29 protein-coding genes and 1 riboswitch are annotated in these 24687 nt (G+C 60.6%); of the genes, 5 read left to right on the top strand and 24 right to left on the bottom strand.

Features of this window, described 5'->3' with window-relative positions; all coding sequences use genetic code 11:
• Positions 1–8 precede the first annotated feature (8 nt).
• From ACK5NW_RS10910 to ACK5NW_RS10885, 6 genes are all read right to left on the bottom strand, one after another.
• Positions 9–479 (bottom strand): Spy/CpxP family protein refolding chaperone, encoded by a 471-nt coding sequence (locus ACK5NW_RS10910; RefSeq protein ID WP_416927927.1) that lies wholly within the window; start codon positions 477–479, stop codon positions 9–11.
• 149 nt (positions 480–628) lie between these two features.
• Positions 629–1252 carry an SCO family protein gene (locus tag ACK5NW_RS10905; RefSeq protein WP_416927925.1) on the bottom strand — a complete coding sequence of 208 codons (624 nt, stop codon included), beginning with the start codon at positions 1250–1252 and terminating at the stop codon, positions 629–631.
• On the bottom strand, positions 1249–2172 hold the full coding sequence (gene cyoE, locus ACK5NW_RS10900; RefSeq protein ID WP_416927954.1) for a heme o synthase: 924 nt from the start codon (positions 2170–2172) through the stop codon (positions 1249–1251). Before cyoE ends, ACK5NW_RS10905 begins: the two co-directional genes overlap by 4 nt.
• Before the next feature lie 8 nt (positions 2173–2180).
• Positions 2181–3395 (bottom strand): COX15/CtaA family protein, encoded by a 1215-nt coding sequence (locus ACK5NW_RS10895; protein WP_416927923.1) that lies wholly within the window; start codon positions 3393–3395, stop codon positions 2181–2183.
• Entirely contained in the window at positions 3392–4093 is a 702-nt protein-coding gene (locus ACK5NW_RS10890) for an SCO family protein (protein ID WP_416927921.1), read from the bottom strand. The genes ACK5NW_RS10895 and ACK5NW_RS10890 overlap by 4 nt, the downstream gene beginning before the upstream one ends.
• Positions 4090–4767, bottom strand: a complete 678-nt coding sequence (locus ACK5NW_RS10885; protein ID WP_416927919.1) for an SURF1 family protein — start codon at positions 4765–4767, stop codon at positions 4090–4092. The genes ACK5NW_RS10890 and ACK5NW_RS10885 overlap by 4 nt, the downstream gene beginning before the upstream one ends.
• Before the next feature lie 75 nt (positions 4768–4842).
• On the opposite strand from ACK5NW_RS10885, the gene ACK5NW_RS10880 reads away from it, so the two are divergent.
• On the top strand, positions 4843–5091 hold the full coding sequence (locus tag ACK5NW_RS10880; RefSeq protein ID WP_416927917.1) for a DUF2909 domain-containing protein: 249 nt from the start codon (positions 4843–4845) through the stop codon (positions 5089–5091).
• A gap of 99 nt (positions 5092–5190) precedes the next feature.
• On the opposite strand, the gene ACK5NW_RS10875 is transcribed toward ACK5NW_RS10880, so the two are convergent.
• The 7 genes from ACK5NW_RS10875 to ACK5NW_RS10845 all read right to left on the bottom strand — a co-directional run bounded on the left by ACK5NW_RS10875 (position 5191) and on the right by ACK5NW_RS10845 (position 11155).
• Positions 5191–6072, bottom strand: coding sequence for a cytochrome c oxidase subunit 3 (locus ACK5NW_RS10875; RefSeq protein ID WP_416927915.1), 882 nt, complete (start codon positions 6070–6072; stop codon positions 5191–5193).
• A 48-nt stretch (positions 6073–6120) separates the two neighbouring features.
• Positions 6121–6336: a DUF2970 domain-containing protein gene (locus tag ACK5NW_RS10870; protein WP_416927913.1), complete on the bottom strand. Its 216-nt coding sequence runs from the start codon at positions 6334–6336 to the stop codon at positions 6121–6123.
• Positions 6333–6959 carry a cytochrome c oxidase assembly protein gene (locus ACK5NW_RS10865; protein WP_416927911.1) on the bottom strand — a complete coding sequence of 209 codons (627 nt, stop codon included), beginning with the start codon at positions 6957–6959 and terminating at the stop codon, positions 6333–6335. The genes ACK5NW_RS10870 and ACK5NW_RS10865 overlap by 4 nt, the downstream gene beginning before the upstream one ends.
• An 11-nt stretch (positions 6960–6970) precedes the next feature.
• Positions 6971–7090, bottom strand: coding sequence for a cytochrome oxidase small assembly protein (locus tag ACK5NW_RS10860; protein WP_416927909.1), 120 nt, complete (start codon positions 7088–7090; stop codon positions 6971–6973).
• 25 nt (positions 7091–7115) lie between these two features.
• Positions 7116–8735, bottom strand: coding sequence for a cytochrome c oxidase subunit I (gene ctaD / locus ACK5NW_RS10855; protein ID WP_416927907.1), 1620 nt, complete (start codon positions 8733–8735; stop codon positions 7116–7118).
• Positions 8736–8799: 64 nt separating this feature from the next.
• The gene (gene coxB, locus ACK5NW_RS10850) at positions 8800–10062 is read right to left on the bottom strand and encodes a cytochrome c oxidase subunit II (protein WP_416927905.1); all 1263 of its coding nucleotides are present in this window, start codon (positions 10060–10062) and stop codon (positions 8800–8802) included.
• A gap of 184 nt (positions 10063–10246) precedes the next feature.
• A complete protein-coding gene (locus ACK5NW_RS10845; protein ID WP_416927903.1) occupies positions 10247–11155 on the bottom strand; it encodes a biotin synthase in 909 nt (302 codons plus the stop codon).
• Between the two features lie 64 nt (positions 11156–11219).
• Between ACK5NW_RS10845 and ACK5NW_RS10840 the strand changes: the two genes are divergently transcribed.
• Together ACK5NW_RS10840 and trmL are read left to right on the top strand one after the other, a co-directional pair.
• Positions 11220–11915 carry a ComF family protein gene (locus ACK5NW_RS10840; RefSeq protein WP_416927901.1) on the top strand — a complete coding sequence of 232 codons (696 nt, stop codon included), beginning with the start codon at positions 11220–11222 and terminating at the stop codon, positions 11913–11915.
• A 40-nt stretch (positions 11916–11955) separates the two neighbouring features.
• On the top strand, positions 11956–12471 hold the full coding sequence (trmL, locus tag ACK5NW_RS10835) for a tRNA (uridine(34)/cytosine(34)/5-carboxymethylaminomethyluridine(34)-2'-O)-methyltransferase TrmL (RefSeq protein ID WP_416927900.1): 516 nt from the start codon (positions 11956–11958) through the stop codon (positions 12469–12471).
• Positions 12472–12521: 50 nt separating this feature from the next.
• Here trmL and erpA read toward each other — a convergent pair whose 3' ends face one another.
• The 4 genes from erpA to rplM all read right to left on the bottom strand — a co-directional run bounded on the left by erpA (position 12522) and on the right by rplM (position 14527).
• A complete protein-coding gene (gene erpA / locus ACK5NW_RS10830) occupies positions 12522–12911 on the bottom strand; it encodes an iron-sulfur cluster insertion protein ErpA (RefSeq protein WP_416927898.1) in 390 nt (129 codons plus the stop codon).
• 167 nt (positions 12912–13078) lie between these two features.
• On the bottom strand, positions 13079–13537 hold the full coding sequence (locus ACK5NW_RS10825) for a bactofilin family protein (RefSeq protein WP_416927896.1): 459 nt from the start codon (positions 13535–13537) through the stop codon (positions 13079–13081).
• Between the two features lie 156 nt (positions 13538–13693).
• On the bottom strand, positions 13694–14086 hold the full coding sequence (gene rpsI, locus ACK5NW_RS10820; protein WP_416927894.1) for a 30S ribosomal protein S9: 393 nt from the start codon (positions 14084–14086) through the stop codon (positions 13694–13696).
• Positions 14087–14098: 12 nt separating this feature from the next.
• Positions 14099–14527: a 50S ribosomal protein L13 gene (gene rplM / locus ACK5NW_RS10815; RefSeq protein ID WP_416927892.1), complete on the bottom strand. Its 429-nt coding sequence runs from the start codon at positions 14525–14527 to the stop codon at positions 14099–14101.
• Between the two features lie 217 nt (positions 14528–14744).
• Here rplM and ACK5NW_RS10810 point away from each other — a divergent pair, with 217 nt between their 5' ends.
• The gene (locus ACK5NW_RS10810) at positions 14745–15713 is read left to right on the top strand and encodes a 23S rRNA (adenine(2030)-N(6))-methyltransferase RlmJ (RefSeq protein ID WP_416927890.1); all 969 of its coding nucleotides are present in this window, start codon (positions 14745–14747) and stop codon (positions 15711–15713) included.
• A 13-nt stretch (positions 15714–15726) separates the two neighbouring features.
• Here ACK5NW_RS10810 and ACK5NW_RS10805 read toward each other — a convergent pair whose 3' ends face one another.
• From ACK5NW_RS10805 to ACK5NW_RS10775, 7 genes are all read right to left on the bottom strand, one after another.
• Entirely contained in the window at positions 15727–16428 is a 702-nt protein-coding gene (locus ACK5NW_RS10805) for a septal ring lytic transglycosylase RlpA family protein (protein ID WP_416927888.1), read from the bottom strand.
• A 144-nt stretch (positions 16429–16572) separates the two neighbouring features.
• The gene (gene metF / locus ACK5NW_RS10800; protein ID WP_416927886.1) at positions 16573–17427 is read right to left on the bottom strand and encodes a methylenetetrahydrofolate reductase [NAD(P)H]; all 855 of its coding nucleotides are present in this window, start codon (positions 17425–17427) and stop codon (positions 16573–16575) included.
• Positions 17428–17431: 4 nt separating this feature from the next.
• Positions 17432–18259, bottom strand: coding sequence for a TlyA family RNA methyltransferase (locus ACK5NW_RS10795; RefSeq protein ID WP_416927884.1), 828 nt, complete (start codon positions 18257–18259; stop codon positions 17432–17434).
• Between the two features lie 32 nt (positions 18260–18291).
• Positions 18292–19167 carry a carbon-nitrogen hydrolase family protein gene (locus ACK5NW_RS10790; protein ID WP_416927882.1) on the bottom strand — a complete coding sequence of 292 codons (876 nt, stop codon included), beginning with the start codon at positions 19165–19167 and terminating at the stop codon, positions 18292–18294.
• Complete coding sequence (locus tag ACK5NW_RS10785; protein ID WP_416927880.1) at positions 19164–19847, bottom strand: GNAT family N-acetyltransferase; 684 nt, start codon at positions 19845–19847, stop codon at positions 19164–19166. The genes ACK5NW_RS10790 and ACK5NW_RS10785 overlap by 4 nt, the downstream gene beginning before the upstream one ends.
• Positions 19847–21262 (bottom strand): adenosylhomocysteinase, encoded by a 1416-nt coding sequence (gene ahcY, locus ACK5NW_RS10780; RefSeq protein WP_416927952.1) that lies wholly within the window; start codon positions 21260–21262, stop codon positions 19847–19849. The genes ACK5NW_RS10785 and ahcY overlap by 1 nt, the downstream gene beginning before the upstream one ends.
• 105 nt (positions 21263–21367) lie before the next feature.
• A riboswitch (S-adenosyl-L-homocysteine riboswitch) is annotated at positions 21368–21455 on the bottom strand.
• 101 nt (positions 21456–21556) lie between these two features.
• Entirely contained in the window at positions 21557–22840 is a 1284-nt protein-coding gene (locus tag ACK5NW_RS10775) for a serine hydrolase domain-containing protein (protein WP_416927878.1), read from the bottom strand.
• Positions 22841–23052: 212 nt separating this feature from the next.
• On the opposite strand from ACK5NW_RS10775, the gene ACK5NW_RS10770 reads away from it, so the two are divergent.
• Positions 23053–24684: a peptide chain release factor 3 gene (locus tag ACK5NW_RS10770; protein ID WP_416927877.1), complete on the top strand. Its 1632-nt coding sequence runs from the start codon at positions 23053–23055 to the stop codon at positions 24682–24684.
• The last annotated feature ends 3 nt before the right edge of the window (positions 24685–24687 follow it).

The following is a 24687-nucleotide window of genomic DNA, read 5'->3' as shown; positions in this document are numbered from 1 at the left end:
CTGTCATGTCAACCGCCCCTGCGCCAGCCGCGGCGGCGCTCCATGAACTCGCGCACCTTTTGCTGCTGCTCTGGCGTCAGGCTGTCATAAAAATCGCCCAGCGCCGCAATCACTTCCGGGCTGCCGGTGCGCACGATATCGGTTTTTTGCTGCACCAGGGCCTGCGCTTTGGCGCGATCGAACTTGTCGCTGGCAAACAGCGCTTTGACTTCTGCGCGCGGGTCGGTCTGGCCGCGCAACGCCTGGCGCTGCGCGTGCAGCTTTTCGCCCAGCGTGGTCAGCTTGGTTTTTTGCTCGGCATTCAAGTCCAGCTTGCCCGCAATGCGCTCGACCATTTTGCCGCGCCATTCGGCGGCTTGCTCGGGCGTGGCGTTGCTGCTCCAGCCGTGGTGCATGCGGTGGCCACAGGCCGCCAGGCCGCCCACCAAAAGGGCCGCGCCAGCCAGGCCGAAGAAAGTGCGTTTGATCCAGGTTTTCATAGGGCTTATCTTTCACACAAGGTATTGAACACGGGGGTGATGATGCCCCGCCACCTGCTGCGGCGCATCTCGGCGCGGTATCGCTGTGTTTCGTTTTATGTCGACGCTGGGGCCGGTGCGAACCAGTACGGCCGCCACCGGCTGCGCCATCAAGCGCCTTGCAACAGTGCCGTGATGTCGGCCGCCACGTCGTCCACCGGCGTACCGTAGCGGCTGTACAGCCTGATGCGCCCTTGCGGGTCGTAGATGAAGCTGGCCGCCGTGTGGTCCATGGTGTAGCTGGTGGGGGTGGCCCCCTCCACTTTTTTGAAATACACCTTGAAGTTGCGCGCCAGCGCAGCCAGTTGTTCTGGCGACGAGGCGTACAGGGCCAAAAAACTGGAGTCAAAGTTGCGCATGTAGGCTTTGAGCACATCGGGCGTGTCGCGTTCAGGGTCGACGCTGACAAACAACACTTGCAGCCGGTCGCCATCGGCACCCAGCCTGCGTTTGACGTCGACCATCTCGCTCATGGTGGTGGGGCACACGTCGGGGCATTGGGTGTAGCCAAAAAACATGACCACCACTTTGCCCTGAAAGTCACCCAGCGCCCGCTGCTTGCCATCAAAGTCGGTCAGATTGAAAGCGTTGGCGTAATCTGCGCCGGTGATGTCCAGGCCGTGAAACTGCAAGCGGCTGCCGCCATCACCATTGAGCCATACCGCCGCGCCAAAACCCAGCACCAAAGCCATTGCCGCAGACCCCGCACCGGCCAAAACCATTCGTCGATTCATAATGTCCAAATTAGATAGTGATCCACCAGCAACGCCGCAAACAGCAGCGACAAGTGAATGAGTGAAAACCGAAACGTTTTACGCGCCTGCGTGTCCGAGTAGTTGCGCCAGAGTTTAAAAGCGTGCCCCATAAAGCCCGCATTCAACACCAAAGCAGCGGCCAGGTACAACCAGCCACTCATGCGGTAGATGAACGGCAGCAGACACGTGGCCAGCAAAATGATGCTGTACAGCCAGACTTGAAGCCGTGTGAATTGGTTGCCGTGTGTGACCGGCAGCATCGGCAGACCGCTTTTGCGATAGTCCTCCACCCGGTACAGCGCCAGCGACCAGAAGTGCGGCGGCGTCCAGATGAAGATGATGAGAAACAGGATCATCGCCTCCGGCCCCACGTCGCCCGTCATGGCAGCCCAACCCAGCACCGGCGGCATGGCCCCGGATGCGCCGCCGATCACAATGTTTTGCGGCGTCAGCGGCTTCAGCACCACGGTATAGATCACGGCATAGCCGACAAAGGTGGCAAACGTCAGCCACATGGTGAGCGGGTTGATTCCAAAGTACAGAACGGCGGAACCTGCCGCGCACAGCAAAGCTGAAAACGCCAGCGCATGACCATCGCGCAGCTCGCCACGCGCAGTTGGCCGCCAGGACGTGCGTTTCATGCGCGCATCAATGGCTTTTTCAACCAGGCAATTGAAGGCTGCGGCTGCGGCTGCCACCAACCAGATGCCTGCGCAGGCCACCACCATGCGCCACGCCTCTGCGCCGCTGGGCACCCCCGGCACGGCCAGCACCATGCCGATCAGGGCGCAAAACACAATCAACTGCACCACACGCGGCTTGGTCAGCACGTAATACTGGCGCCAAACCGGCATAGCGGCCAGCACGGGTTGCGGTGCCTGGGGTGCCGCCGAAGTCATGTCGCTCTTCATGCCGCCCTCTCTGGCCTGGTGAGTGGCGTGCGCTGCGGTGCATCCATGGGCTGGGTCTTGCCAGCGTGGCTGGCGCTCAACATCGACGCCAGCACCGCAACCAGCAGTGCCGCACCACCAGTGTGCAGCACCGCCGCCAACAAAGGCCAACCCAGCACCACATTGGACAAGCCCGTGACCAACTGCACAACCAACAGCACCACCAGCGCCCGCCGCTGCGGAGTCAAACATCCTGCGTGATAGCAGCCCCATACCAGCACACCCAGCGCCGCCAGCACCACAAAAGCCATCAAGCGGTGCGCGTAATGGATCGCTGTCAGTGCCGCAAACGCCAACAACGTGCCATCGGCCGACTGCCCCAAAGGCCGCCACAGCTCAAACCCTTGCGCAAAATCCATCGGCGGCCACCAACTGCCCTGACACAAAGGGAAGGTGTCGCACGCCAGCACCGCGTAATTGGCGCTGACCCATCCCCCCAGCGACACTTGCACCAGCACCAAAACCGCCGCCAGCCAGGTCAGCACGCGCAATCCGCGCGAGACCTGCTCCACCGCCCTGCCCGCCGCCTGTCGATACAACTCGGCTTGCACAGCCAACAGCGCCAGCAGCCCTATGCCGCCCAGCAAATGCAGTGTGACAATGGCTGGAAACAGCTTCATCGTCACCGTCTTGGCACCGAACAAGCCTTGCACGCACACCCACAGCAAAGTCGCCCCAGACCACCCTGGATGCACCGCCTGGGTCAACTGCGCCATCGGCGAGTCGGAGTGTCTTTGACGCCACTGCCACCATGAACCCGCAACCAGCGCGATGATCAGCACGCCCACGCCAGTGGCCAGGTAGCGGTGAACCATCTCGATCCATGCCTTGCCGTGCGTGACCGGGCCAGTGGGCATGGCGTCCTGGGCCGCCGCAATCGCTTCGCGTGCACCCACCGGGCTGGCCTGGCCGTAGCAACCGGGCCAGTCGGGGCAACCCAGTCCCGAATCGGTCAGCCGCGTGAAAGCTCCGAACAGGATCAGATCAAACGTTAAAAACAGCGTCAGCACAGTTAACGCCTGCAAGCGCTGCGCCGCTGATGCCCCGCGGCTGCGCAATACGACCCAAACCAGCGGGCCAAGCGCCACCGCCAGACCAATGCCCATGACCTGCAACACCGGCGAAAAGTCGTACAACGCCACCGCACCCATTGCATCATCACCCTGGCTCATGGTGCTGCGCGCCCGGCCCGATCCCAACTGGCCGAGGCGCGCATCAAACGCACCAGATCGCGCTTGGCGCGCGCAGCGCCTGCACGGTCCAGGCTGGCGGGAAAGCGCATCATCCAATGCCCCATCGGATCGACCACGTAAAGGTGTTCATTCAGCGCGTGTCCTGCCTCAGGCGCCATCCAGCGCGCCACCACCTCAGAAGGCACCCGCACCACCGTGGCCTGATGCAGCGCAGGCTCCAGCACATCGGGCACACGCGCCTGGTCGGGCACCAGCCACACCCTGTCGATGCGGTCTTTGTCTTTGCCCAGCGCTTCACGCAACTGCCGCTGCAAATACAGATTGCTTTCGCAGCGCGCATCGCACGCACCGCCCCCCACCGTGACCAGCAACCACTGGCCCTTGAGGCCCATCAGATCAAAGGGCTGCCCATTCAGGTCGGTGGCTGCTGCCCCTACAGGAATGGCTTGCTGCGGATCGATCAGCGTGCCGAAATTGCGCCGCCCATCGGGGCGCACCACGTAATAACTGAAATAAGACGCGATGACTGGCGCGGCGCACACCAAGGCCAGCAACAGCATCTTCCAGCGACCGCTGCGGGTGCGCTGCGCGTCCTCGTCCAGAACGCGGGCGGGTGAGGGCATGGCATGCACGGTCAAAGCCACGGGATCATCGGCAGGGGCAATACGCTCGGTCATCGGCTACGGTCACGCAAAGGTCGAATCACTTGAAACCAGAATAACAACAGCGTGATCAGAGCGCACAGCCCAAACCACTGAAAGGCGTAGCCCTTGTGCTTGTCCACGCCACTGGCCGGGACGGGCCAGTCTCTGAGCAAACCGTCTGACGGCGCACCGGTTTGCCAGACCACCCAGTGGGCCAGTGGCCACCCCGTTGCAGCACGAGAGGTATCCAGATCCAAATTCTGCCGGATCGCGCCGGTGCCATCCTGCCCCAGCGCATAAGCGCGTGAAAGCTGTATGGCTATGTGCCCTGACACGGTCACCTCTGCCATCGGCGTGGTCACGGGCGGCAGCGTCTGCCGGTCTTGCACATGGCGGGGTGCCCAGCCGCGCTGCACCCACACCACCGCATCACGACCGCTCAGTCGCAGCGGAGTCAGCACATAAAAGCCTGCCTGCCGGTTCATCACGCGGTTGTCCAAAAAAATGGTTTGGCCTGGCAGCCACTGTCCGCTCAGCTGCACCGCACGGCTTTCCAGCGCCTGCAATCGGGCAGGCGGCTCAATCAGCGCCAGTTGGTTGCCGTTCAGCACGGGCATTTGCTGGCGCTCGCTCATGAGGCTTTGCAAACGGGTTTTTTCTTCAGCGCGCGACAGCTGCCAAAGCCCCAGCCGGAAAGTCGTCGCCATCGCTGCCAGCGCCAAAACCCAGACCCCTGCACGTCGCCACCCCATCCTGCGCCCAGTCACGGAATAATGTCCCCCATGAAACTGTTGATTGGCTTGGCATTCATAGGTGTCATAGGCAGCTTGGCCTCAGCCCTGGTGTTGATGATGCGGCGTGGCCCGGACGATCCCGGCCAGGGCGACACAAAAGATGACACAAAACGCGCCAAGCGCATGGTAATGGCCTTGGCCATTCGTGTCGGGCTGTCGGTGTTGCTGCTGGTGGGTGTGCTCATCGCCTGGAAACTGGGTTATCTGCACCCCTCAGGGTTGCCTGCCGATCATTGAAAACATCGGCGCACGATCCGCCACACCGCTCATCTCAAAATGGAAAAAAGCACCTTGTAGAGCAAGGTGCTTTTGGCGTTGAGCGCGCAAACCAATCGATCACATCCAGTAAATCAGCAAATACAGGCCCAGCCACACCACATCCACAAAGTGCCAATACCAGGCCGCACCTTCAAAGCCAAAGTGGTGTTGGGGTGTGAAGTGCCCACGCATCAGGCGCAGCGTGATCACCAGCAACATCAGCATGCCAATGAACACGTGCAGGCCATGAAATCCGGTCAGCATGTAAAAGGTAGAGCCAAACACGCCGGAGCTGAGTTTGAGATTCAACTCGCTGTAGGCGTGAAAATATTCATAGCCCTGCACGCACAGAAAAGTGGCTCCCAGCAGCACCGTGGCCCACATGAACGCAATGCAGCGGCTGCGCTGGTTGGCCACCAGCGCGTGATGGGCAATGGTCAAGGTCACGCCCGACGTCAGCAACAAAGCCGTATTGATGGTGGGCAGCCAAAACGGCCCCATAGTCTGAAAAGGTGCCACGGTGCCTGCGGGCGAAGCCGTGGCCCCCGCTACCACGCTCGGCCAGGCGGCCTTGAAGTCGGGCCACAGCAAGGCGTTTTCCAGACTACCCAAAGCAGGCACGGAATGCGCCCGCGCCCACCACAGCGCGGTAAAGAACGCACCGAAAAACATCACCTCGGAGAAGATGAACCAGCTCATGCTCCAGCGGAACGACAGGTCAATCTTGCGGCTGTAAAGCCCGCCTTCGCTTTCGCGCACGGCATCGCCAAACCACTGGTAAAGCACAAACAGCCACCACAGCAAGCCCGCCAACAGCAGCCATTGGCCCCAGGCCGCCCCATTGATCCATTCGGCCGCACCCAGGGCCACGCCAAACAACCCAATCGCCGCCATCACCGGGTGGCGCGACTCTGCGGGGACAAAGTAATACGGCGTACTGCCGTGCGTTGCGTTGCTCATGTCTTGTTCGCTCCTGTGCTCCGTATATTGATCGCTGCCATGCTCATTTCATTGTCCACCCGCGCTGCCAACCACCCAGTGCACTACAGCCACCAGACCCAGTACAAACAGCAGCAGCGCCAGCACACCCACCACCACCACATGCAGCGGATTGACCTGCGCCAGATCTTTCTCGTACTCGGCGTTTTTGCGCACACCAAGCAAGCTCCAGCCCACCGCACGCATCGACCGCCAAAATGAAGATTTGACTGGCGGTGTGTTCATACGCTGCCCCACCGCGCAGCCAGAAGCGTTTGATTCACATCAGCCGAAACTGGCGTACCAGGCACTTGGCTGCCCACCTCAAAGAACGTGTACGACAGCGTGATGGTGCTGACGTCCTTGCTGATGCGCGGATCAATCACAAACGCCACCGGCCATTCTTTCTTTTCGCCCGGATTCAGTGTGTACTGGTTAAAGCAAAAACATTCGAGCTTGTTGAAATGCGGGGCTGCCTGCCTGGGCGCATAGCTCGGGATGGCCTGCGCCGACATGCGCCGATCCTGCATGTTCTGAAATTCGTACATCACCGTGGCCAACTCGCCTGGATGCACCTGAATCGAGCGCTGCGCAGGCGCAAACCGCCAGGGGCCGCGCGCATTGGCATCAAACTCGACTGTGATGACCCGGCTGGTATCCACCTGTGTATTGGCCGCCGTTACCCTCGCCTGGTCACCCGCGCGGGCATTGCCAGGCACTTGCAGCTCGGACAGCGACAGGATGTTGATCCCCGTGACTTCGCAAATGGCGCGGTAAACCGGCACCAGCACATAGCCAAAGGCAAACATGCCCGCAGCCACCACCGCCAGCTTGCTGACCATCTTGACGTTTTCGCGGTGCGTGCCCACAGCGCTACCTTCTACCCACCCAGCAGCACCATGCGGACCATAAAGCCCACAAAAAACACCAGCGCCACCGACGCCAAAATCAAGCCCAGGCGGACATTGCGCTTGCGCTGGTTTTCTTCAGACGGCGTCATGGCAGGCGGCTCGAGGTTTTGGCGCTTACCCAATCACGCGGGTGGCGCTGGCATCCAGCTTGGGCGGGTTTTCAAACGTATGGAACGGTGCGGGCGATGGCACTTCCCACTCCAGCCCTTCCGCACCCTCCCACGGGCGCTGCGGCGCTTTCTGGCCTTGCCCACGCATCATGGGCAGCGCTACAAACAGGAAGAAGTAAACCTGCGCAAAACCAAAGAAGAAGGCACCTACCGACGCCAGCATGTTGAAATCGGCAAACTGCATCGGATAGTCTGCGTAACGGCGCGGCATGCCCGCCAAACCCAGAAAGTGCATGGGGAAAAATGTGACGTTGAAGCTGATGATCGACCACCAGAAGTGAATGCGGCCACGGGTTTCGTTGTACATCATGCCCGTCCATTTGGGTGCCCAGTAATAAAACCCTGAGAACAACGCAAACAACGAACCGGCCACCAGCACGTAGTGGAAGTGGGCAACGATGAAATAGGTGTCTTGCAGTTGCGTATCCACCGGTGCCACAGCAGGCATCAGCCCGGTAAAGCCGCCGATCGTGAACACGAAGATGAATCCCACGGCAAACAGCATAGGGGTTTCAAACGTCATGGAACCGCGCCACATGGTCGCAATCCAGTTGAAAATTTTCACCGCCGTGGGCACCGAAATCAGCATCGTGGCGTACATGAAAAACAGTTGCCCGGCCACCGGCATGCCGGTGGTGAACATGTGGTGCGCCCACACGATAAAACTCAGGATGGCAATGGCTGACGTGGCATACACCATCGAGGCATAACCAAACAGTTTTTTGCGCGCAAAGGCAGGCACCACCTGACTGACGATGCCGAAGGCGGGCAAGATCATGATGTAGACCTCGGGGTGGCCGAAGAACCAGAAGATGTGCTGGTACATCACCGGATCACCACCACCTGCCGGGTTGAAAAAGCTGGTGCCAAAGTGGCGATCGGTCAGCGTCATGGTGATGGCACCTGCCAAAACCGGCATCACGGCGATCAGCAGATAAGCGGTGATCAGCCAGGTCCAGCAGAACATGGGCATTTTCATCAGCGTCATGCCGGGCGCACGCATGTTGAGAATGGTGACGATGATGTTGATCGCCCCCATGATGGAGCTGGCCCCCATGATGTGCATGGCAAAGATGCCTGCGTCCATGGACGGTCCCATTTGCAGCGTCAACGGCGCGTAAAGCGTCCACCCCGCAGCCGGTGCTCCGCCTGGCATGAAGAATGATCCCACCAGCATCAAACCAGCCGGAATCAGCAACCAGAAGCTGAAGTTGTTCATGCGCGCAAACGCCATGTCCGATGCGCCAATTTGCAGCGGAATCATCCAGTTCGCAAAGCCCACGAAGGCCGGCATGATGGCCCCAAACACCATGATCAGCCCGTGCATGGTGGTGAGCTGATTGAACAGCTCCGGGTTGACCACTTGCAGGCCGGGCTGGAACAGCTCGGCACGGATCAGCAGCGCCAGCACACCGCCCACCATCAGCATGGTGAACGAAAACAGCATGTACAGCGTGCCGATGTCCTTGTGGTTGGTGGCGAACACCCAGCGTCGCCAGCCCGTCGGTGCATGGTGATGGTGATCGTGCGAATCAGCGTGGTGTTGGGGAAGAACGGCGCTCATGTCATAACTCCGAAAGGGGTGCTGCGCTCAAAATGCGGGCAAAGCTGGGGCAAAAGATCATCCATCAACGAGCGGCGAGCGCCACCGTTTGGTGTGTAACACCATCCAAAGCAGCCACAGGCGGTGCCTCGGCCGACACCGCTGCACCAGCGCCTTCTGCTGGAAACTTGCCTTGCCTGGCCGCATTGAAGTCAGCAGGCTGCACCAACTGGCCGGTCTGATTGGTCCAGCTGTTTTTGGTGTAAGTGACCACCGCCGCCAGCTCCACATCGGACAACTGTTTCCACGCAGGCATCGTGCCGTTGTTGCGCCCTTCCAGCACCACGTGCATTTGCTCGGCCAGCGGCCCTTTCACCACCGCACTGCCGTCCAGTGCCTTGATGGCCCCACCACCTTGTCCATTGGCCTGGTGGCAGGCGGCGCAGTTGGCGGCATACACCTTCTCGCCACGGGCAATCAACTCCTGAAGCGTCCAGACTTTATTGGGGTCGTCGGCCAGCGCCGCCATGCGCTTGTGCTCTTGTTCCACCCAGGCGCTGTAATCGGGCAGCGACAGCACCTTGACGTGAATCGGCATGTAAGCGTGCTCTTTGCCGCACAGCTCGGCGCACTGGCCGTAAAAGTCGCCAATCTTTTCAGCCCGAAACCATGTGTCACGCACAAAGCCAGGAATGGCATCTTGCTTGACGCCAAAGGCGGGCACCATCCAGGCATGGATCACGTCGTTGGCGGTGGTGATGATGCGCACTTTTTTGCCCACCGGCACCACCAGCGGATGATCCACTTTAAGCAGGTAGTTGTCACCTTCTGGCGTGCCTGCGCTCGATAGCGCGCGCTGCGAAGAATCCAGTGTGGACAAAAAGGCGATGCCTTCGCCCTCACCTTTCAAATAGTCATAACCCCACTTCCACTGATAACCGGTCGCCTTGATGGTCAGATCAGCGTTGGTGGTGTCTTTCTGGGCCACCAGCACTTTGGTGGCTGGCAAGGCCATCAAGATCACAATGAGAAATGGCACCAAAGTCCAGGCCACTTCGACCGACACCGATTCATGAAAACTGGCCGCCTGCGCCCCCTGGCTTTTGCGGTGCTTCCAGATCGAATAGAACATGACCGCGAACACGGCCACGAAAATCAGCGTGCAAATGATCAGCAGCATCCACAGCAGCCAGTGCTGCTCTTCGGCGATGCGGGTCGCCGCCGGATGAAAGCTCAGTTGATTGACCGCAGGGCCGCCAGGCAGATCGTTCACCCGCGCGGCCCATGCTGCGGCGCTCGCCCCTGTTGCCGCCCCAAAAGCAGCCAGTTTGCTTGCCATGCTGTTCATCGTGTCATGTCTCTCGTCTGCCCCACCACACACGCTTGAGAAAGCGCGCCCTCTGTACGCAGTTCAGGCACCGCACCAACGGCGTCCTTGCCATTGGCATCCATCAAAATGCTGAACGAAAATGTCGTGCGCTATACCAGACGAGTTTAGCGCAGTCCGCGCATTGGATTGATAAATATCAATATCAGGGCAATTTCTTATTGCGCTGCCGCAATTGACCTCTCATATCGCCCAAAGATATGGCGGTTTGTGCCTCAACTTTATGGCGCGGTGCGGCTTTAAGCGCGTGGCCGTAGATCACCTCAAACGTCAACGCCAATGGCCCGCCCCCTGCGGGCCTCAAGCGCTCGTCCAGCGCGCCTTCCAGGCGCTGACGCCAGTCTGGGGTGCGCAACGCCACATGTCGGCCAGGGTGCAGGTTGCGCCCCAGCTCGCGCAGCTCGGTCAACAAACGCGCTGGCGTTTCAAACGTGAGGGTGATGCGCTCCATATCCATCACCGGATCGGCAAAACCAGCGGCCACCAATTGATCGCCCCAGTCGTGCATGTCAGTAAAGTCTTGTGCGGGCGGCGGCCAGTCTTGCGCAGCGTACAGCGCGCGCAGCTCATGCAGGGAATCCGGCCCCAAACAGGAAAACATCACAAACCCGTCCACAGCCAGCGCGCGTTGCCAGTCGGCCAGTAAAGCATCAGGCTCGGCTGTTTGGTGGGCCAGCATGTTGGCCCATACCAGTTGCATGCTTTCAGGCGGCGGTGCAGCCACCGCTTTTACCCCTGATGCACTGGGCTGGAACCATTTCAGCCACCATGGATTTGCTTTATTTTTTATAGCCGTTTGCGTTTTTCCCACCTGCGCAGAAACGCGAAAACACGCCGCATCAGGGTAATGCGCCGCCACCCGATCGTGCCCAGTCAACCCGCCGCGTACCGGCTCCCAGTGCGCCCAGCGTTGTACGGGTAGACGAATAACATCCAGCCGCTCGGCCATGCGGCGCGCCACTTCTTCATGCAGCCAAGGTGCCTGGGTGTGTGGGCGCTCGGCCCAGCGTCGGGCAGCTATCGGGTCGACAGGATGTGACGGGTCTTGGACCATAGATGCACCGCAGTATATTGAGACTCTCGATCCTTGGAACGCCTCATCCACATCCGCCTGTGCCATGCTGTCTCGATTGTTGCAACACATCGGCTGGCCCAGCCAGTGCCTGATTTGCCGCAGTTGGCCATCGTCCAGCCTGTGCGCACATTGCGTGACCCGATTTACCGCCCCTGCGCCACGTTGCGTCTCCTGTGCATTGCCAGTGCCTGCGGGGGTTGCACAGTGCGGCGCTTGCCTGCGCCAGCCGCCACCCATTGACCGCTGCCTGGCTGCAACCAGCTACGGCTGGCCATGGACGCGCTGCATCGCCCAATTCAAGTTCTATAACCACCCCGGCTTGGCCGCCCCACTGGCCAAGCTGATGGCTGTCGCACCCGGTGTCGCTGACACAATAGCCAAGGCCGATGTCGTGGTTCCTCTGCCTTTATCTCCTGAACGCTTGGCTGAGCGCGGCTACAACCCGGCGCAGTTACTGGCCCATCACTTGAGCTCCCAGCGCCTTCAGATTGACGTGCTGCAACGCATTCGCCACGCCCCGCCGCAACACCATTTGCCCAGAGCCGAGCGGCTCAAAAATGTGCGTGGGGCATTTGCCGTACCTCCAGCGCGGCACCATGCGGTGTGCGAACGCCATGTCGTACTGGTGGACGACGTCATGACCACCGGGGCCAGCCTGTACGATGCGGCCCGCGCGCTGCGGCAGGCAGGTGCCCGCTACATCACGGCACTGGTGTTGGCCCGCACCGACGCGCCGTAGAGTCAGGCGCACTTTCATCTTGGTAAACCCTTCAGTCCACATGTTCCACATCGTTTTGGTTGAACCCGAAATCCCGCCCAACACCGGTAACGTGATTCGGCTGGCGGCCAACACCGGCTGCACCCTGCACCTGATCGAGCCGCTGGGCTTTTCCATGGACGACAAACACATGCGCCGCGCTGGGCTGGATTACCACGAATACGCCGATGTGCGCCGTCACACCAGTTGGGCCGCATTTCAAGCTGTGTGCACACCTGATCCAGCACGCCTGTTTGCGCTCACCACTCAGGGAACACGTGCGGTGCACGACGTACGTTTTGCCCGCGGTGACTGGCTGATGTTTGGCTCTGAAACGCGTGGGCTGGCACCCGGGCTGCGACAGTCGATCGCTCCCGCCCAGCAGCTGCGCCTGCCCATGTGCGCGGGGCAGCGCAGCCTGAATTTATCCAACGCGGTGGCCGTGACCGTGTTTGAAGCTTGGCGGCAGCAAAATTTTCAAGGGGCAGAAAAGAAACCAGCCCTGCCAAATACCAATCCCAGCAGCCAGCATGTGTGATCGACCCCGCCCCTGGGTCAATCACTTCAGTGTGGGGTTATCCAAAAACCTCAAGCCGCTTCATCAGCAACGGCAAACGACGAACCGCACCCACAAGTGGTCATGGCATTCGGATTTTTGATGACGAATTGTGCGCCTTGCAAATCTTCCTTGTAGTCGATCTCGGCACCCACCAGATACTGGTAGCTCATGGCGTCGATCAGCAAGGACACGCCATTCTTGGTCATCGTCGTGTCGTCTTCATTGGCGATTTCATCGAACGTGAAGCCATACTGGAAACCCGAACAACCACCGCCTTGAACGAACACGCGCAATTTCAGGTCGGGATTGCCTTCTTCGGCAATCAAATCGGCCACCTTGGCGGCGGCACTGTCGGTAAACACAATGGGATCAGGCATCGCAGTGGTAACGGGCTGGATGTCGGTTTGAACGGCGCTCATGGCGGCTCCTCATGTCTGAGAGACGAATAGCGAAATAGTATATAGAAATAGTCGGGATTGTGCTGAACCTAAGCGCAAGGGCTTTGTTCAAGCCTGCCTCAAAAGCGGCGCGCTCAACGAGGCGCTTCGTTGGACCCCGATCCAACAGGCCACTGCTTTGTACAGATTTAGAGCCGGTCTGGATCCAATGTCGGCTCGCGCGGTTCGGCAGCGCGTTCAACCGACGTGGCTTGTGACACCACAGCCTGCTCTTGCACCGCCGCCGTAGATGGGGGCATCAATTCGGGTTGCAACTGCCCGGCAATCACCGCGCCCTGCGCCATCTCCAGTGCCTTGTAACGCACATCGCCGGTCACCCGCGCCTTGGCATGCAACTCCAGCAGCTCGCGCGCCACGACTGGCCCCATCACCGTCCCGCCAATCACCACATGATCGGCGCTGATGGCCCCGTCCACATGACCGGTTTCGCCAATCACCAGCACGCTGGGCTGCTCACCTTCGGCCGTCACATCGCCCAGCACCGTGCCGTCGATCTGCAAACCATCCTGAAAAGTGCAGGGGCCTTGAACGCGCATGCCTACACCAATGGCGCTGCGCACGGGGGGCTGTTTTCTAAGGCCGAGCATGATACGTTTGAACTCCTTAATGGGCTGGGCTTTTTGTACCACGCCCAGTGCCCGTCAAGCACATCGGTGGCGAAAAAAAACCGCGCAGCCCCAAAAAGGGCCAACGCGGCTTTGTGGCTGGTCGGGCCTGCTTGCGCCCAACCTGCGCCACCACCATCAGCGCTTGCTGAACTGCTTGCGACGACGGGCTGAGTGCAGACCAACCTTTTTACGCTCGACCTCGCGGGCGTCACGGGTGACATAGCCCGCCGCCGACAGCGCGGGTTTGAGGTTGGCGTCGTAGTCGATCAACGCACGGGTAATGCCGTGGCGTACCGCGCCGGCCTGGCCCGATTCACCACCGCCGTGCACGTTGACCTGGATGTCAAACGTTTCGACGTTCTCGGTCAGCACCAGCGGCTGCTTGGAGATCATGATCGAGGTCTGACGACCGAAAAACTCTTCGATCGGCTTGCCATTGACTGTGATCTTGCCGGAGCCTTTTTTCAGAAACACGCGGGCGACGCTGGACTTGCGACGGCCGGTGCCATTGTTCCATTCACCAATCATTTGCACGGCTCCTTAGATTTCCAGCGCCTTGGGCTGCTGGGCGCTGTGCGGGTGCTCGCCGCCGCCATAGACCTTGAGCTTTTTGATCATCGCGTAACCCAGTGGGCCTTTGGGCAGCATGCCCTTGACGGCCTTTTCCAGCGCGCGGCCAGGGTGCTTGGCCTGCAGGTCGCGGAAATTGGTTTCGCGGATGCCGCCCGGATAACCGGTGTGGCGATAGTATTTTTTATCCAGCTCTTTGGCGCCGGTGACGCGGAGCTTGGAGGCGTTGACGACCACGATGTAGTCGCCAGTATCGACGTGAGGCGTGTAAATGGCCTTGTGCTTGCCGCGCAGACGGAGGGCAACTTCGCTGGCTACCCGTCCGAGCACCTTATCGGTGGCGTCAATCACAAACCACTCGTGCGTCACGTCAGCGGGTTTTGCGCTGAACGTTTTCATGAGTTTTCCTTGAGGAAAGTTGGCTTGGTTGAGCCCTTTTCCACGGTCGGCGCTCCTCTTGAAAGGGAGCCTCTTAGGTGGGATTGCCGTGCTTGACCTGAATGAGCCAGGCTCGGCCTTTGCCGCGGGGCCACAAAATCGCTACAAAGCCGGACATTCTAACCGTTTTTTGTGCTGCCACGCGGCGCACCTTCATACACCCGGGTACGATGCGCGCATGTTCAGTTACCGTCACGCCTTTCACGCTGGCAACCATGCCGACGTGCTGAAACACCTGACGTTGGTGGCCACGCTGCGTCATCTGATGCGCAAGGACAGCCCGTTGACGCTGATCGACACCCACGCTGGCGCAGGCATTTACCGGCTGGATACCGACGCCGCCCAAACCTCGGGCGAGGCTGAGGCGGGCATTGCGCGATTGTCAAACTTGTCGGCCTCAGAGAATTCCAAGCAAAATTCGTCTCAAACGCATGTGTATCAAGCTGAAAAAGCTACTGGTTCTATAGCGACCGTACTGCAAGATTACCTGGATCTGATCGCCCACTTCAACCCAACAGCAACCAGCAGTGCGCCGCGCGTTTATCCCGGCTCGCCCTTCATCATGCACGCGCTGATGAGCGAGCCGGAACGCGCTGCGGTGCATGACCGCCTGCGCCTGTTTGAGCTGCACCCCACCGACATTCAGGCGTTGAGCGCCCATGTGGCGCAATTGCACGCCGGGCGTCAAATCAGCGCAGCACGGCAAGATGGTTTTGAAGCACTGAAGGCCCTGTTGCCACCGCCTGTCAGCAGCGGCGGCTCACGCCGCGCCCTGGTGTTGATCGACCCCAGCTACGAAATCAAAAGCGACTACGCGAAGGTGGCGGCAGCCGTGCAAGACAGCCTCAAGCGCTTTGCCACCGGCGTCTATCTGGTTTGGTATCCGATCATTCCACGGCCTGAAGCGCACAGCCTGCCGCGCCGTCTGAAAACCCTCACCCAACAAGCGGGCCGCACGTGGCTGAACGCCACGCTGCACATTGGCCAATCTTCACAGGGCAGCGGGCTGACAGCCAGCGGCATGTGGGTCATCAACCCGCCGCATACGCTAAAGGCAGCGCTGGATGAGGCACTGCCGCAAATTTTGGATGTGCTGAGTGCCCACCGTGGCTCAGGTGCCGCCTGGACGGTCGAGCAAGGCGACTGAAGGTTGCGTTTGATCAGAGCGCGTTGCGCGCAGCGCCTTCATTAACCGCCACATCATCACCCAGCACTTCGCGCAGCACCACTTTGTCGTGGCCACGGTGCTTCAGGCCCAGCTTGATGGCAGCGGCCTTGCTCAGGTCAATCACGCGGCCACGCGCATAAGGCCCACGGTCGTTGATGCGCACCACCACTTGCTTGCCAGTACGCGGGTTTTTGACCAACACACGGGTGCCAAACGGCAAGGTTTTGTGTGCCGCCGTCATCTCGTTCATATCAAAGCGTTCGCCATTGGCGGTTTTGCGGCCATGAAAGCCAGGGCCGTACCACGAGGCCACACCGTCTGCAATGTCGCGGCCCATTCGCAAGCTCAAACGCGGGGTGGCGGACAGGCTGGGGGTTGATTCACCTTGTGCCGCGTTGTCGCCCGTATCGCCTTTGAAGGGCTTGCGCGCCGCCTCAGGCTGCTCCTGCATGCCGCCCAGGCGTGCGGAAAAAACAGTGTAGTTGGGGCAGCGCATATCGTGCACCGCCTTGGCAGAGGTACATGGCTGCGAAAAGGTGTTGGAAGCATCTGTGCGCACCGTTTGTGCCGTCAAAGGCACAGCAGCCAGCCACATGGTGGGCAGCAACAGCGCCCGAATGGCCAGCCCACGGCGGCCACTTCCCTGATTCGACGCGGCCCGTGAAGGCGCGCCAGGAGAGGTGTTCCGTAGCATGGGCGCGATTTTTACGAATTCAGCCTGTCCACACCAGCACTTTTGCGCCCCGAATTGTGGTTTTGGCGCTGAATTTGCTGGAGTTTTGGCTCTAATTGAATTGTTTTTAGCTACTTTTACAGTCGATTACAGTCTATTTCGGCTCTAGCGCCTTTCATCAGCAGCGCTGCCTGCCCACCCCATGCGGCGGCACACTTGCAACGTCGCCATGGCTTGATTCAGCGTGTAAAAGTGAAAGCCCGGCGCACCACCATCGCGCAGGCGTTGGCACAACCCGGCCACCACGTCAGCACCAAAATCCTTGATCGACGCCGTGTCGTCGCCAAACCCTTGCAGGCGCGTGCGCACCCAGCGCGGCACCTCGGCCCCGCAGTTGTCTGAAAAGCGCAGCATTTGCGTGGCATTGGTGATCGGCATGATGCCGGGCACCACAGGTACGTCTATCCCACGCTGGCGCAGTTCATCCACAAAGCGAAAGTAAGCGTCGGCATTGAAAAAATACTGCGTAATGGCCACATCGGCCCCGGCCTGCACCTTGGCGACAAAAGCGTTCATGTCGTCCTGCGGCGAGCGCGCCTGGGGGTGCATCTCGGGGTAAGCGGCCACCGCCAGCGTGAAGTGCGTGCCAGTTTCCGCGCGAATAAACGCCACCAGATCGCTGGCGTAGCGAAATTCGCCACCCATGCCATAGCCGCTGGGCAAGTCTCCGCGCAACGCAACGATGCGGCGCACCCCGGCATCGCGGTACACGCGCAGGCGCTCGGCAATGCTGGCGCGGGTCTGTCCAATGCACGACAGGTGCGGCACGCCCGCCACGCCTTCGGCCAGGATGGCGCGCACAGCGTCCAGCGTGCCATCTTGCGTGGAGCCGCCCGCACCAAAAGTGACCGAGCAGTATTCAGGTGACAGCGCGTACAACTGCGCGCGCACCGCCGCCAGCTTGGCCACGCCTTCGGTGGTTTTGGGCGGAAAAAACTCCAGACTTAAAGGCAAGTTCATAGTTTTATGGCGAAGAAAAAGGTAAAGACGATGCCGCCTGCGCGGCATGAATAAAAAATTCGCGGTTGCCATCGCCGCCCACAATGGCACTGGGCAGCCAATGGCGCACGGCCAGACCTTGCTGCACGCAAGCCGCGCGCACACGCTGCTCGACCATCGGGTACAGCGCCGCATCACGCACAATGCCGCCTTTGCCGAGCTGGCCGGGCTGCAGCTCAAATTGCGGTTTAACCAGCAACAGCACATGTCCACCTGCGGCCAGCAGCGGCACCAGCGCGGGCAGCACCAGTGTCAACGAGATGAACGACAAGTCGCCGACAATCAAATCGAATGGGTTCAAATCTTGCGAGCCATCCTGCGAGCCAAATTGACCTCCGGCACTACAACCACCCGCGCTGAAAGCTATCAATTGTGAAGCATTCAATTCACGGGCATTGATGCCTTCCAGCGCCTGCACCCGCTCATCGCTGGCCAGCCGTGGATGCAACTGGCCGTGGCCCACATCCACCCCCACCACCTGCGCTGCACCCTGCTGCAACAGGCAGTCGGTAAAGCCGCCGGTGGACTGCCCCACGTCCAGGCAGCGCCAGCCGATAACCTGAAGGCCAATGGCCCGCAGCGCACCTTCGAGCTTCAGGCCGCCGCGCGAGACGTAGCGAGCCTCGGCAGTGTCCAGCAGCTCCACCTCGGCCTCGGGTGGCACATCATCGGATTTGGCCAGCCGCCGCCAGCCTTGCGGCGCACGCCAGCGCGCGCCTGCGGCAATCAGCCGCTGGGCCTGGCTGCGCGAAGCGGCAAGGCCCCGCTCGACGAGCATCTGGTCGGCGCGCATGGCAGTGACATCAAAGGCGGCTGTAGGTTGCCTCAACCGACTTTGACCAGCTCCACCGGGTCGTCGTAAATCTCTTTGCGCTTGTCGTACAGCGGAATGGTGGTGCCTTTGATGCGGTTGGACTCCAGGTCTTTCAGATCGACCTCGGCCACCACGATCTGCTCCATATTCGGCGTGCCTTCGGCGGCAATACCGTCGCGCGCGAACGGGAAGTCCGACGGCGTGATGATGGCCGCCTGTCCGTAGTGCATGCCCAACCCTTCCACGGCCAGGTTGCCGACGGTGCTGGTCATGACCACGAACACCTGGTTTTCGATGGCGCGGGCGTGGCAGCAGTAGCGCACGCGCAAAAAGCCTTGTCGGTCGTCGGTACAAGAAGGCACGAAGAGGATGTCAGCACCCGCTTCGCAGACCAGGCGCGCCTGTTCAGGAAACTCGATGTCGTAGCAGATCAGGATGGCGATTTTGCCGAACGGGGTGTCGAACAGCTTGAGCACGTCGCCCGCGTCGGTGTTCCACTTCTCGCGCTCCCAGCGGGTGCGATGGATTTTGTCCTGCTCATGAATTTCGCCCGACGGGGTGAAGTAGTAAGCGGTGTTCAGCAGCTTGCCATCATCGCGCAGCGTGGGGTGGCTGCCGCCGATCAGGTGCACGTTCCACTGCGCGGCCAGCTCGGACAGCAAATCCTTGTAGCGCTTGGTGTAGTCGTTCATGTTGCGCACGGCCACCGCCACGTCGCCGGTGTCCATGAAAGACAGCAATTGCGTGGTGAAGATTTCGGGCAGCAGCACGAACTGCGGCTTGTAGTCACCCGCAGCCTTCATGACAAAGCGCACCTGGTTTTCAAATCCGGCCCAGTCGTGGATGTCGCGCAGCCAGTACTGCACGGCAGCAATGCGAACGATCATGGTTTTTCCTCCTGTTGAAGCAAATGCGGTTGCGCCGGATCGAAATCCGGATTGAGCCACACGATGATGGATGCGTGCCCGAGCGATTCCACGTCGTCAGGGATGTAATCGTTCATGACGCCGCAGTAGCTAAAACCCTCGCGCAACTGAAAACTCAGCACCGGGTCAAACAAATCGCCCCACACGACTTTTTGCGCATATTGCTCGGCCGTCAGCCGGGCCGCGTGCTGGTGGTACCCCGGCAAACGCCCGCAGGCAATGATGCGCTTGAGGTTCAGGCGGCGGCAAATCTGGCGGCGTCCCTCGTACAGCATGTGGCCAACGCCCGCGCCGCGCGAATCGGGCGAGACAAACACCTCGGCCCCATACAGCGTCAGCCCTTGCCGGTCGTGATTGTCAAAGTTGCCTGCGCTGGTGATTTCGTCCCACGAATGCTGCTCGGCCCATTCGTCCCACAACACCACCAGCGAACTGGCGCAGCCCACCATCTCGCCATCCAGCTCGGCCATCAACTGCCCTTGCGGAAACACCTCGATCTGGCGGCGCAGCCGGGCCGGATCCCAAGCGGGAATGTCCGGGTAGACCTTGCGCTGCAAGGCGACCAGGCCCGGCACGTCCTCAAGCTGAGTGTGCCGAACGCTGGCAAGCAAGCCATTGCTGGACATGGCAGGCACAGCCATCAATAACGGTAACTGTCGGGCTTGTACGGCCCGGCGGCGGACACGCCGATGTATGCCGCCTGCGCCGCCGTCAGCGTGGTGAGTCTGGCGTTGAGCTTGGCCAGTTGCAGACGCGCCACCTTCTCATCCAGATGCTTGGGCAACACATAGACCTGGCCCACGTCATACGCCTTCGGGCGGGTGAACAGCTCGATTTGCGCGATGGTCTGATTGGCAAAGCTGGAACTCATCACATAACTTGGGTGGCCTGTGGCGCAACCCAGATTCACCAAGCGGCCTTTGGCCAGCAAAATGATGCGCTTGCCACCGGGGAAGATGACGTGGTCCACCTGCGGCTTGATTTCTTCCCACTTGCACTTGGCTTCCAGGTTGGCCACGTCGATCTCGTTATCAAAGTGGCCAATGTTGCACACGATGGCCTGGTCTTTCATGGCCTTCATGTGCTTGTAGGTGATGACGTCCTTATTGCCCGTGCAGGTCACAAAAATGTCGGCCAGCGGCGCAGCGTCTTCCATGGTGACCACGCGGTAGCCCTCCATGGCCGCTTGCAGCGCGCAAATCGGGTCCACTTCAGTCACCCACACTTGAGCGCTCAGCGCACGCAGCGCCTGCGCGCTGCCCTTGCCCACGTCGCCATAACCGCACACCACGGCGATCTTGCCCGCCACCATCACATCGGTGGCACGCTTGATGCCATCAACCAGCGATTCGCGGCAACCGTACAGGTTGTCAAATTTGCTCTTGGTGACGCTGTCGTTGACGTTGATGGCACGAAACTTCAGCGTGCCCTTGGCCGACATTTCTTTCAGGCGATGCACGCCGGTGGTGGTTTCTTCGGTCACGCCGAGGATTTGCGCGCTCTTGCGGCTGTACCAGGTGCTGTCTTCTTTCAGCTTGGCCTTGATGGCGGCGAACAGCACGCGCTCTTCTTCGCCCTTGGGGTTGGCCAGCACTTTGGGGTTGGTCTCGGCTTGCATGCCCAGGTGCATCAGCAACGTGGCATCACCGCCGTCGTCCAAAATCATGTTCGGGCCTTCGTCCTTGCTGCCCTTTTTACCGAATTCAAAAATGCGGTGGGTGTAGTCCCAATAGTCTTTCAGCGATTCGCCCTTGATGGCAAAAACCGGCGTGCCCGACGCGGCAATGGCCGCTGCCGCGTGGTCTTGGGTGGAAAAAATATTGCATGAGGCCCAACGCACCTCAGCGCCCAGCGATTGCAGTGTCTCAATCAGCACCGCCGTTTGAATGGTCATGTGCAGGCTGCCCGCAATGCGCGCGCCTTTCAACGGCTTTTTGCGCGCAAATTCATCGCGAATGGCCATCAAGCCAGGCATTTCGGTTTCGGCAATGGCGATTTCTTTGCGCCCCCAGGCGGTCAGACCAATGTCGGCAATGGCGCTGTCAGCCAGTGCCAGTTTTTTTTGACGTGCGTTCACGGATTTCTCCTGTGGCCCAACTAAAGGCCGTTGAAAGAAACCACTGCGTGGGTATGCCTGATTAAAGACTCACCGCACTGCTTCAGTGGATGAGCGTGGTTGCGAATAAAGAAGGGGGTTCCGAGCCTCACATCCGGCGCGAATCGCGGATGCTGCAACGCTCCTCGGAAAACTGCCGCCGATTATACCGGCGGGCGCAGCCCAGACACAGCCTTGGACACGGCGGCTAAGCGCCAGCCACCGCGCCTTTTCCGCGCTACAGGTCCAGACCAATCAACGCGGATTCGCCATCAGATGTTTGGCGATGGCGTGGTACGCGGGCAGCGACGTCGGGTCATTGGCGGCATTGGCGGCCACCGGGTTGGAGCCAAAGCGCGCAATCACCATTTCGGCCTTCGGGTCGACGTAGATTGTCTGTCCGTGGATACCGCGCGCGGCAAAAGCACCATGCTCGTTGTGCGACACCCACCACATGTTGCGGTAGCTCCAGCCGGGCAAGGTGGCATAGCCTGCGGCCTTGAACGCCTCGCGGTCACCGCCTTGGCGAATGTCGTCAATCACCGCCTTGGGCAAAATTTGCTGGCCATTAAAGCGCCCCTCGTTACGCATCATTTCGCCAAAGCGCGCCATGTCGCGCAAGCCCGCGTTCAGGCCACCGCCAGCAAACTCATTGCCCACGGTATCCACGGTGAAATAGGCATCTTGCTCCACCCCCAGGCGTGACCAGATGCGCTCGGACAAATAGTCACCAATCGGCTGACCGGTCACGCGGCGAATCACCCAACCCAGCGCATCGGTGTTCACGGTTTTGTAGGCAAACGCTGCGCCGTGTTCACCTTCTTTTTGCACGGTTTGCAAAAACTCATAGAAGCTCTGCGGCCCTTGATAGCCGGGCGGTCTGGGCAGCACGCTGCCTGCCCGCGCGTGTGACCATATCTCGGCCTTGGGATCGGCATAGTTTTCTGAATATTTCAGCCCCGTGCGCATGTCCAGCAACTGCCGCACCGTGGCATCGGCAAAGGCGGTGTTTTTGAGTTCAGGCACATACTGCGCCACCGGTGCGTTGGCATCCAGCTTGCCTTCGGCCACCAGCAATTGCCCCAGGGTGCCAAAGAAAGACTTGGTGACCGACATGGCGATGTGCTGCCCATCGGGTTTGAGCACGCCGCTGTAACGCTCGTAAACCACCTTGCCTTTGTGCAGCACCAACACGCCATCGGTGTAGTTGGCGTCATAGGCTTGTGCCCAGGTCATCGGTTCGGTTTTGCCCAAGGGCGTGAAGGCCACCGCATCCAAGTCGTCGCGCAGCGCCTGGGGCAAAGGCGCTGCCGGGGTCAGGCGACGGCTGACGTTGGTGGTCGGCACCATTTGTCTGAAGTGCGCGAACGACCAGCGGATCTGCGGAAAGCGGTAAAAGCTGCCATCGGCAGCGCGAACCACCCGGTCGGCAGGCGGGGGCGATCCCACCATCCAGCCCATGCGCACCGGGTCGCTTTGCTCGGCATTGAGCGGCGGCGGCGCGCTTTGCCCCAGCGCAGGAAGACAGAGTAAACCCATGGCAGTCAAGGCTGCAAAACGATAGGGCTTCAAGACAAGGCGTATCACGTATCGAACCTCCAATTCACGCATCAGCAGCGAATGCTACAAATTGGCCCTGTTGCGACACCATTGCGACAAACCCTTGCGCAACGCCTCTTTGGTCACCCGGGCGACATACCTGATACCGCGCCGCGTAAAATTTCAGGTTTCTTTCGACCATCTTCCGCATTTTGACGTACGCCCCCGAAACCCGGCGCCGCCGCACCTTTGCCATCATCTCCCACCCCGACGCGGGCAAGACCACCCTGACCGAGAAGCTGCTGCTGTTCTCCGGCGCGATCCAGATCGCTGGCAGCGTCAAGGCCCGCAAAGCCAGCCGCCACGCCACCAGCGACTGGATGGAGATCGAAAAGCAGCGCGGCATCTCGGTCGCCTCCAGCGTGATGCAGATGGTCTATCGCGACCACGTCATCAACCTGCTGGACACGCCGGGGCACAAGGATTTCTCTGAAGACACCTACCGCGTGCTCACCGCCGTGGATTCGGCGCTGATGGTGATTGACGCCGCCAACGGTGTCGAAGCCCAAACACGCCGTCTGATCGAGGTTTGCCGCCAGCGCGACACGCCCATCATCACCTTCGTCAACAAGATGGACCGCGAGGTGCGCGATCCACTGGACATCCTGGACGAGGTGGAGCGCGAGCTGGGCATGCCCTGCGTGCCCATGACCTGGCCGGTGGGGCAAGGCAAACGCTTTGGCGGCATCATCAACTTGCGCACGCAGGCGATGACGGTGTTTGAATCTGGCAGCGAACGCCGCCCTGAAGAGTTCGAATCCCTGCCTTTGGCCCAGCGTGACCAACTGGTGGCGCGCTTTGGCAGCACCTTTGAAACCGCTGAAGAAAGCATGGAGCTGGCCGCAGGCGCATCGCCCGCTTGGGATCGGGAAGCTTTTCTCTCGGCCAAGCAAACACCCGTGTTCTTTGGCTCCGGCGTCAATAACTTTGGTGTGATGGAAGTGCTGGACGCTCTGGTGGACATGGCACCCGCGCCGCGACCGCGTACCAGCAGCGTGGTGGTCAACCGTCAACCGCAAGAGCAAGAGCAAGTCATCCAGCCTGAAGATGACACCTTCGCCGGCGTAGTGTTCAAAGTGCAGGCCAACATGGACGCCAACCACCGCGACCGCATCGCCTTCGTGCGCGTGGCCTCGGGCAAGTACGCGCCCGGCATGAAGCTGAAGGTGCAGCGAACCGCCAAGGAGCTGCGCCCGACCAGCGTTGTCACCTTCTTGAGCCAGCGGCGCGAGGCCGTCGATGAAGCCTATGCCGGCGACATCATCGGCTTCACCACCCACGGCGGCGTACAGCTGGGCGACACCATCACCGACGGTGCCCACCTGCAATTCACCGGCCTGCCCTTCTTCGCGCCCGAAATGTTCATGACCGTGGTGCTGAAGAACCCGCTGCGCACCAAGCAACTCCAGCAGGGCCTGGCGCAGCTGGGCGAAGAAGGCGCGATCCAGGTCTTCAAACCCGACGCGGGCGGCAACATGCTGCTGGGTGCCGTCGGCCAGTTGCAGTTCGAGGTGGTGCAGCACCGACTGAAAACCGAATACGACTGCGATGTGCGGCTGGAAGGCAGCCAGTACACCGGTGCCCGCTGGATCACCGCCGACACCGCGCCCGAGCTGCGCGAGTTCGAGAACGCCTACCCGTTGCGCATGGCCCACGACGCCGCCGACGCCCTGGCCTACCTGTGCACCAGCCCCTACGACGTGCGGCTGGCGCAAGAGCGCTTTCCCAAAATCCACTTCCACCCGCTGCGCGAGCATGCCGGGCTGGCGCTGCAAGGCCAGTGATTT

This window comes from Ottowia sp. (assembly GCF_047975795.1).
Classification (GTDB): Bacteria; Pseudomonadota; Gammaproteobacteria; order Burkholderiales; family Burkholderiaceae_C; genus Ottowia.
This window is presented reverse-complemented; position numbering and strand designations above follow the sequence as displayed.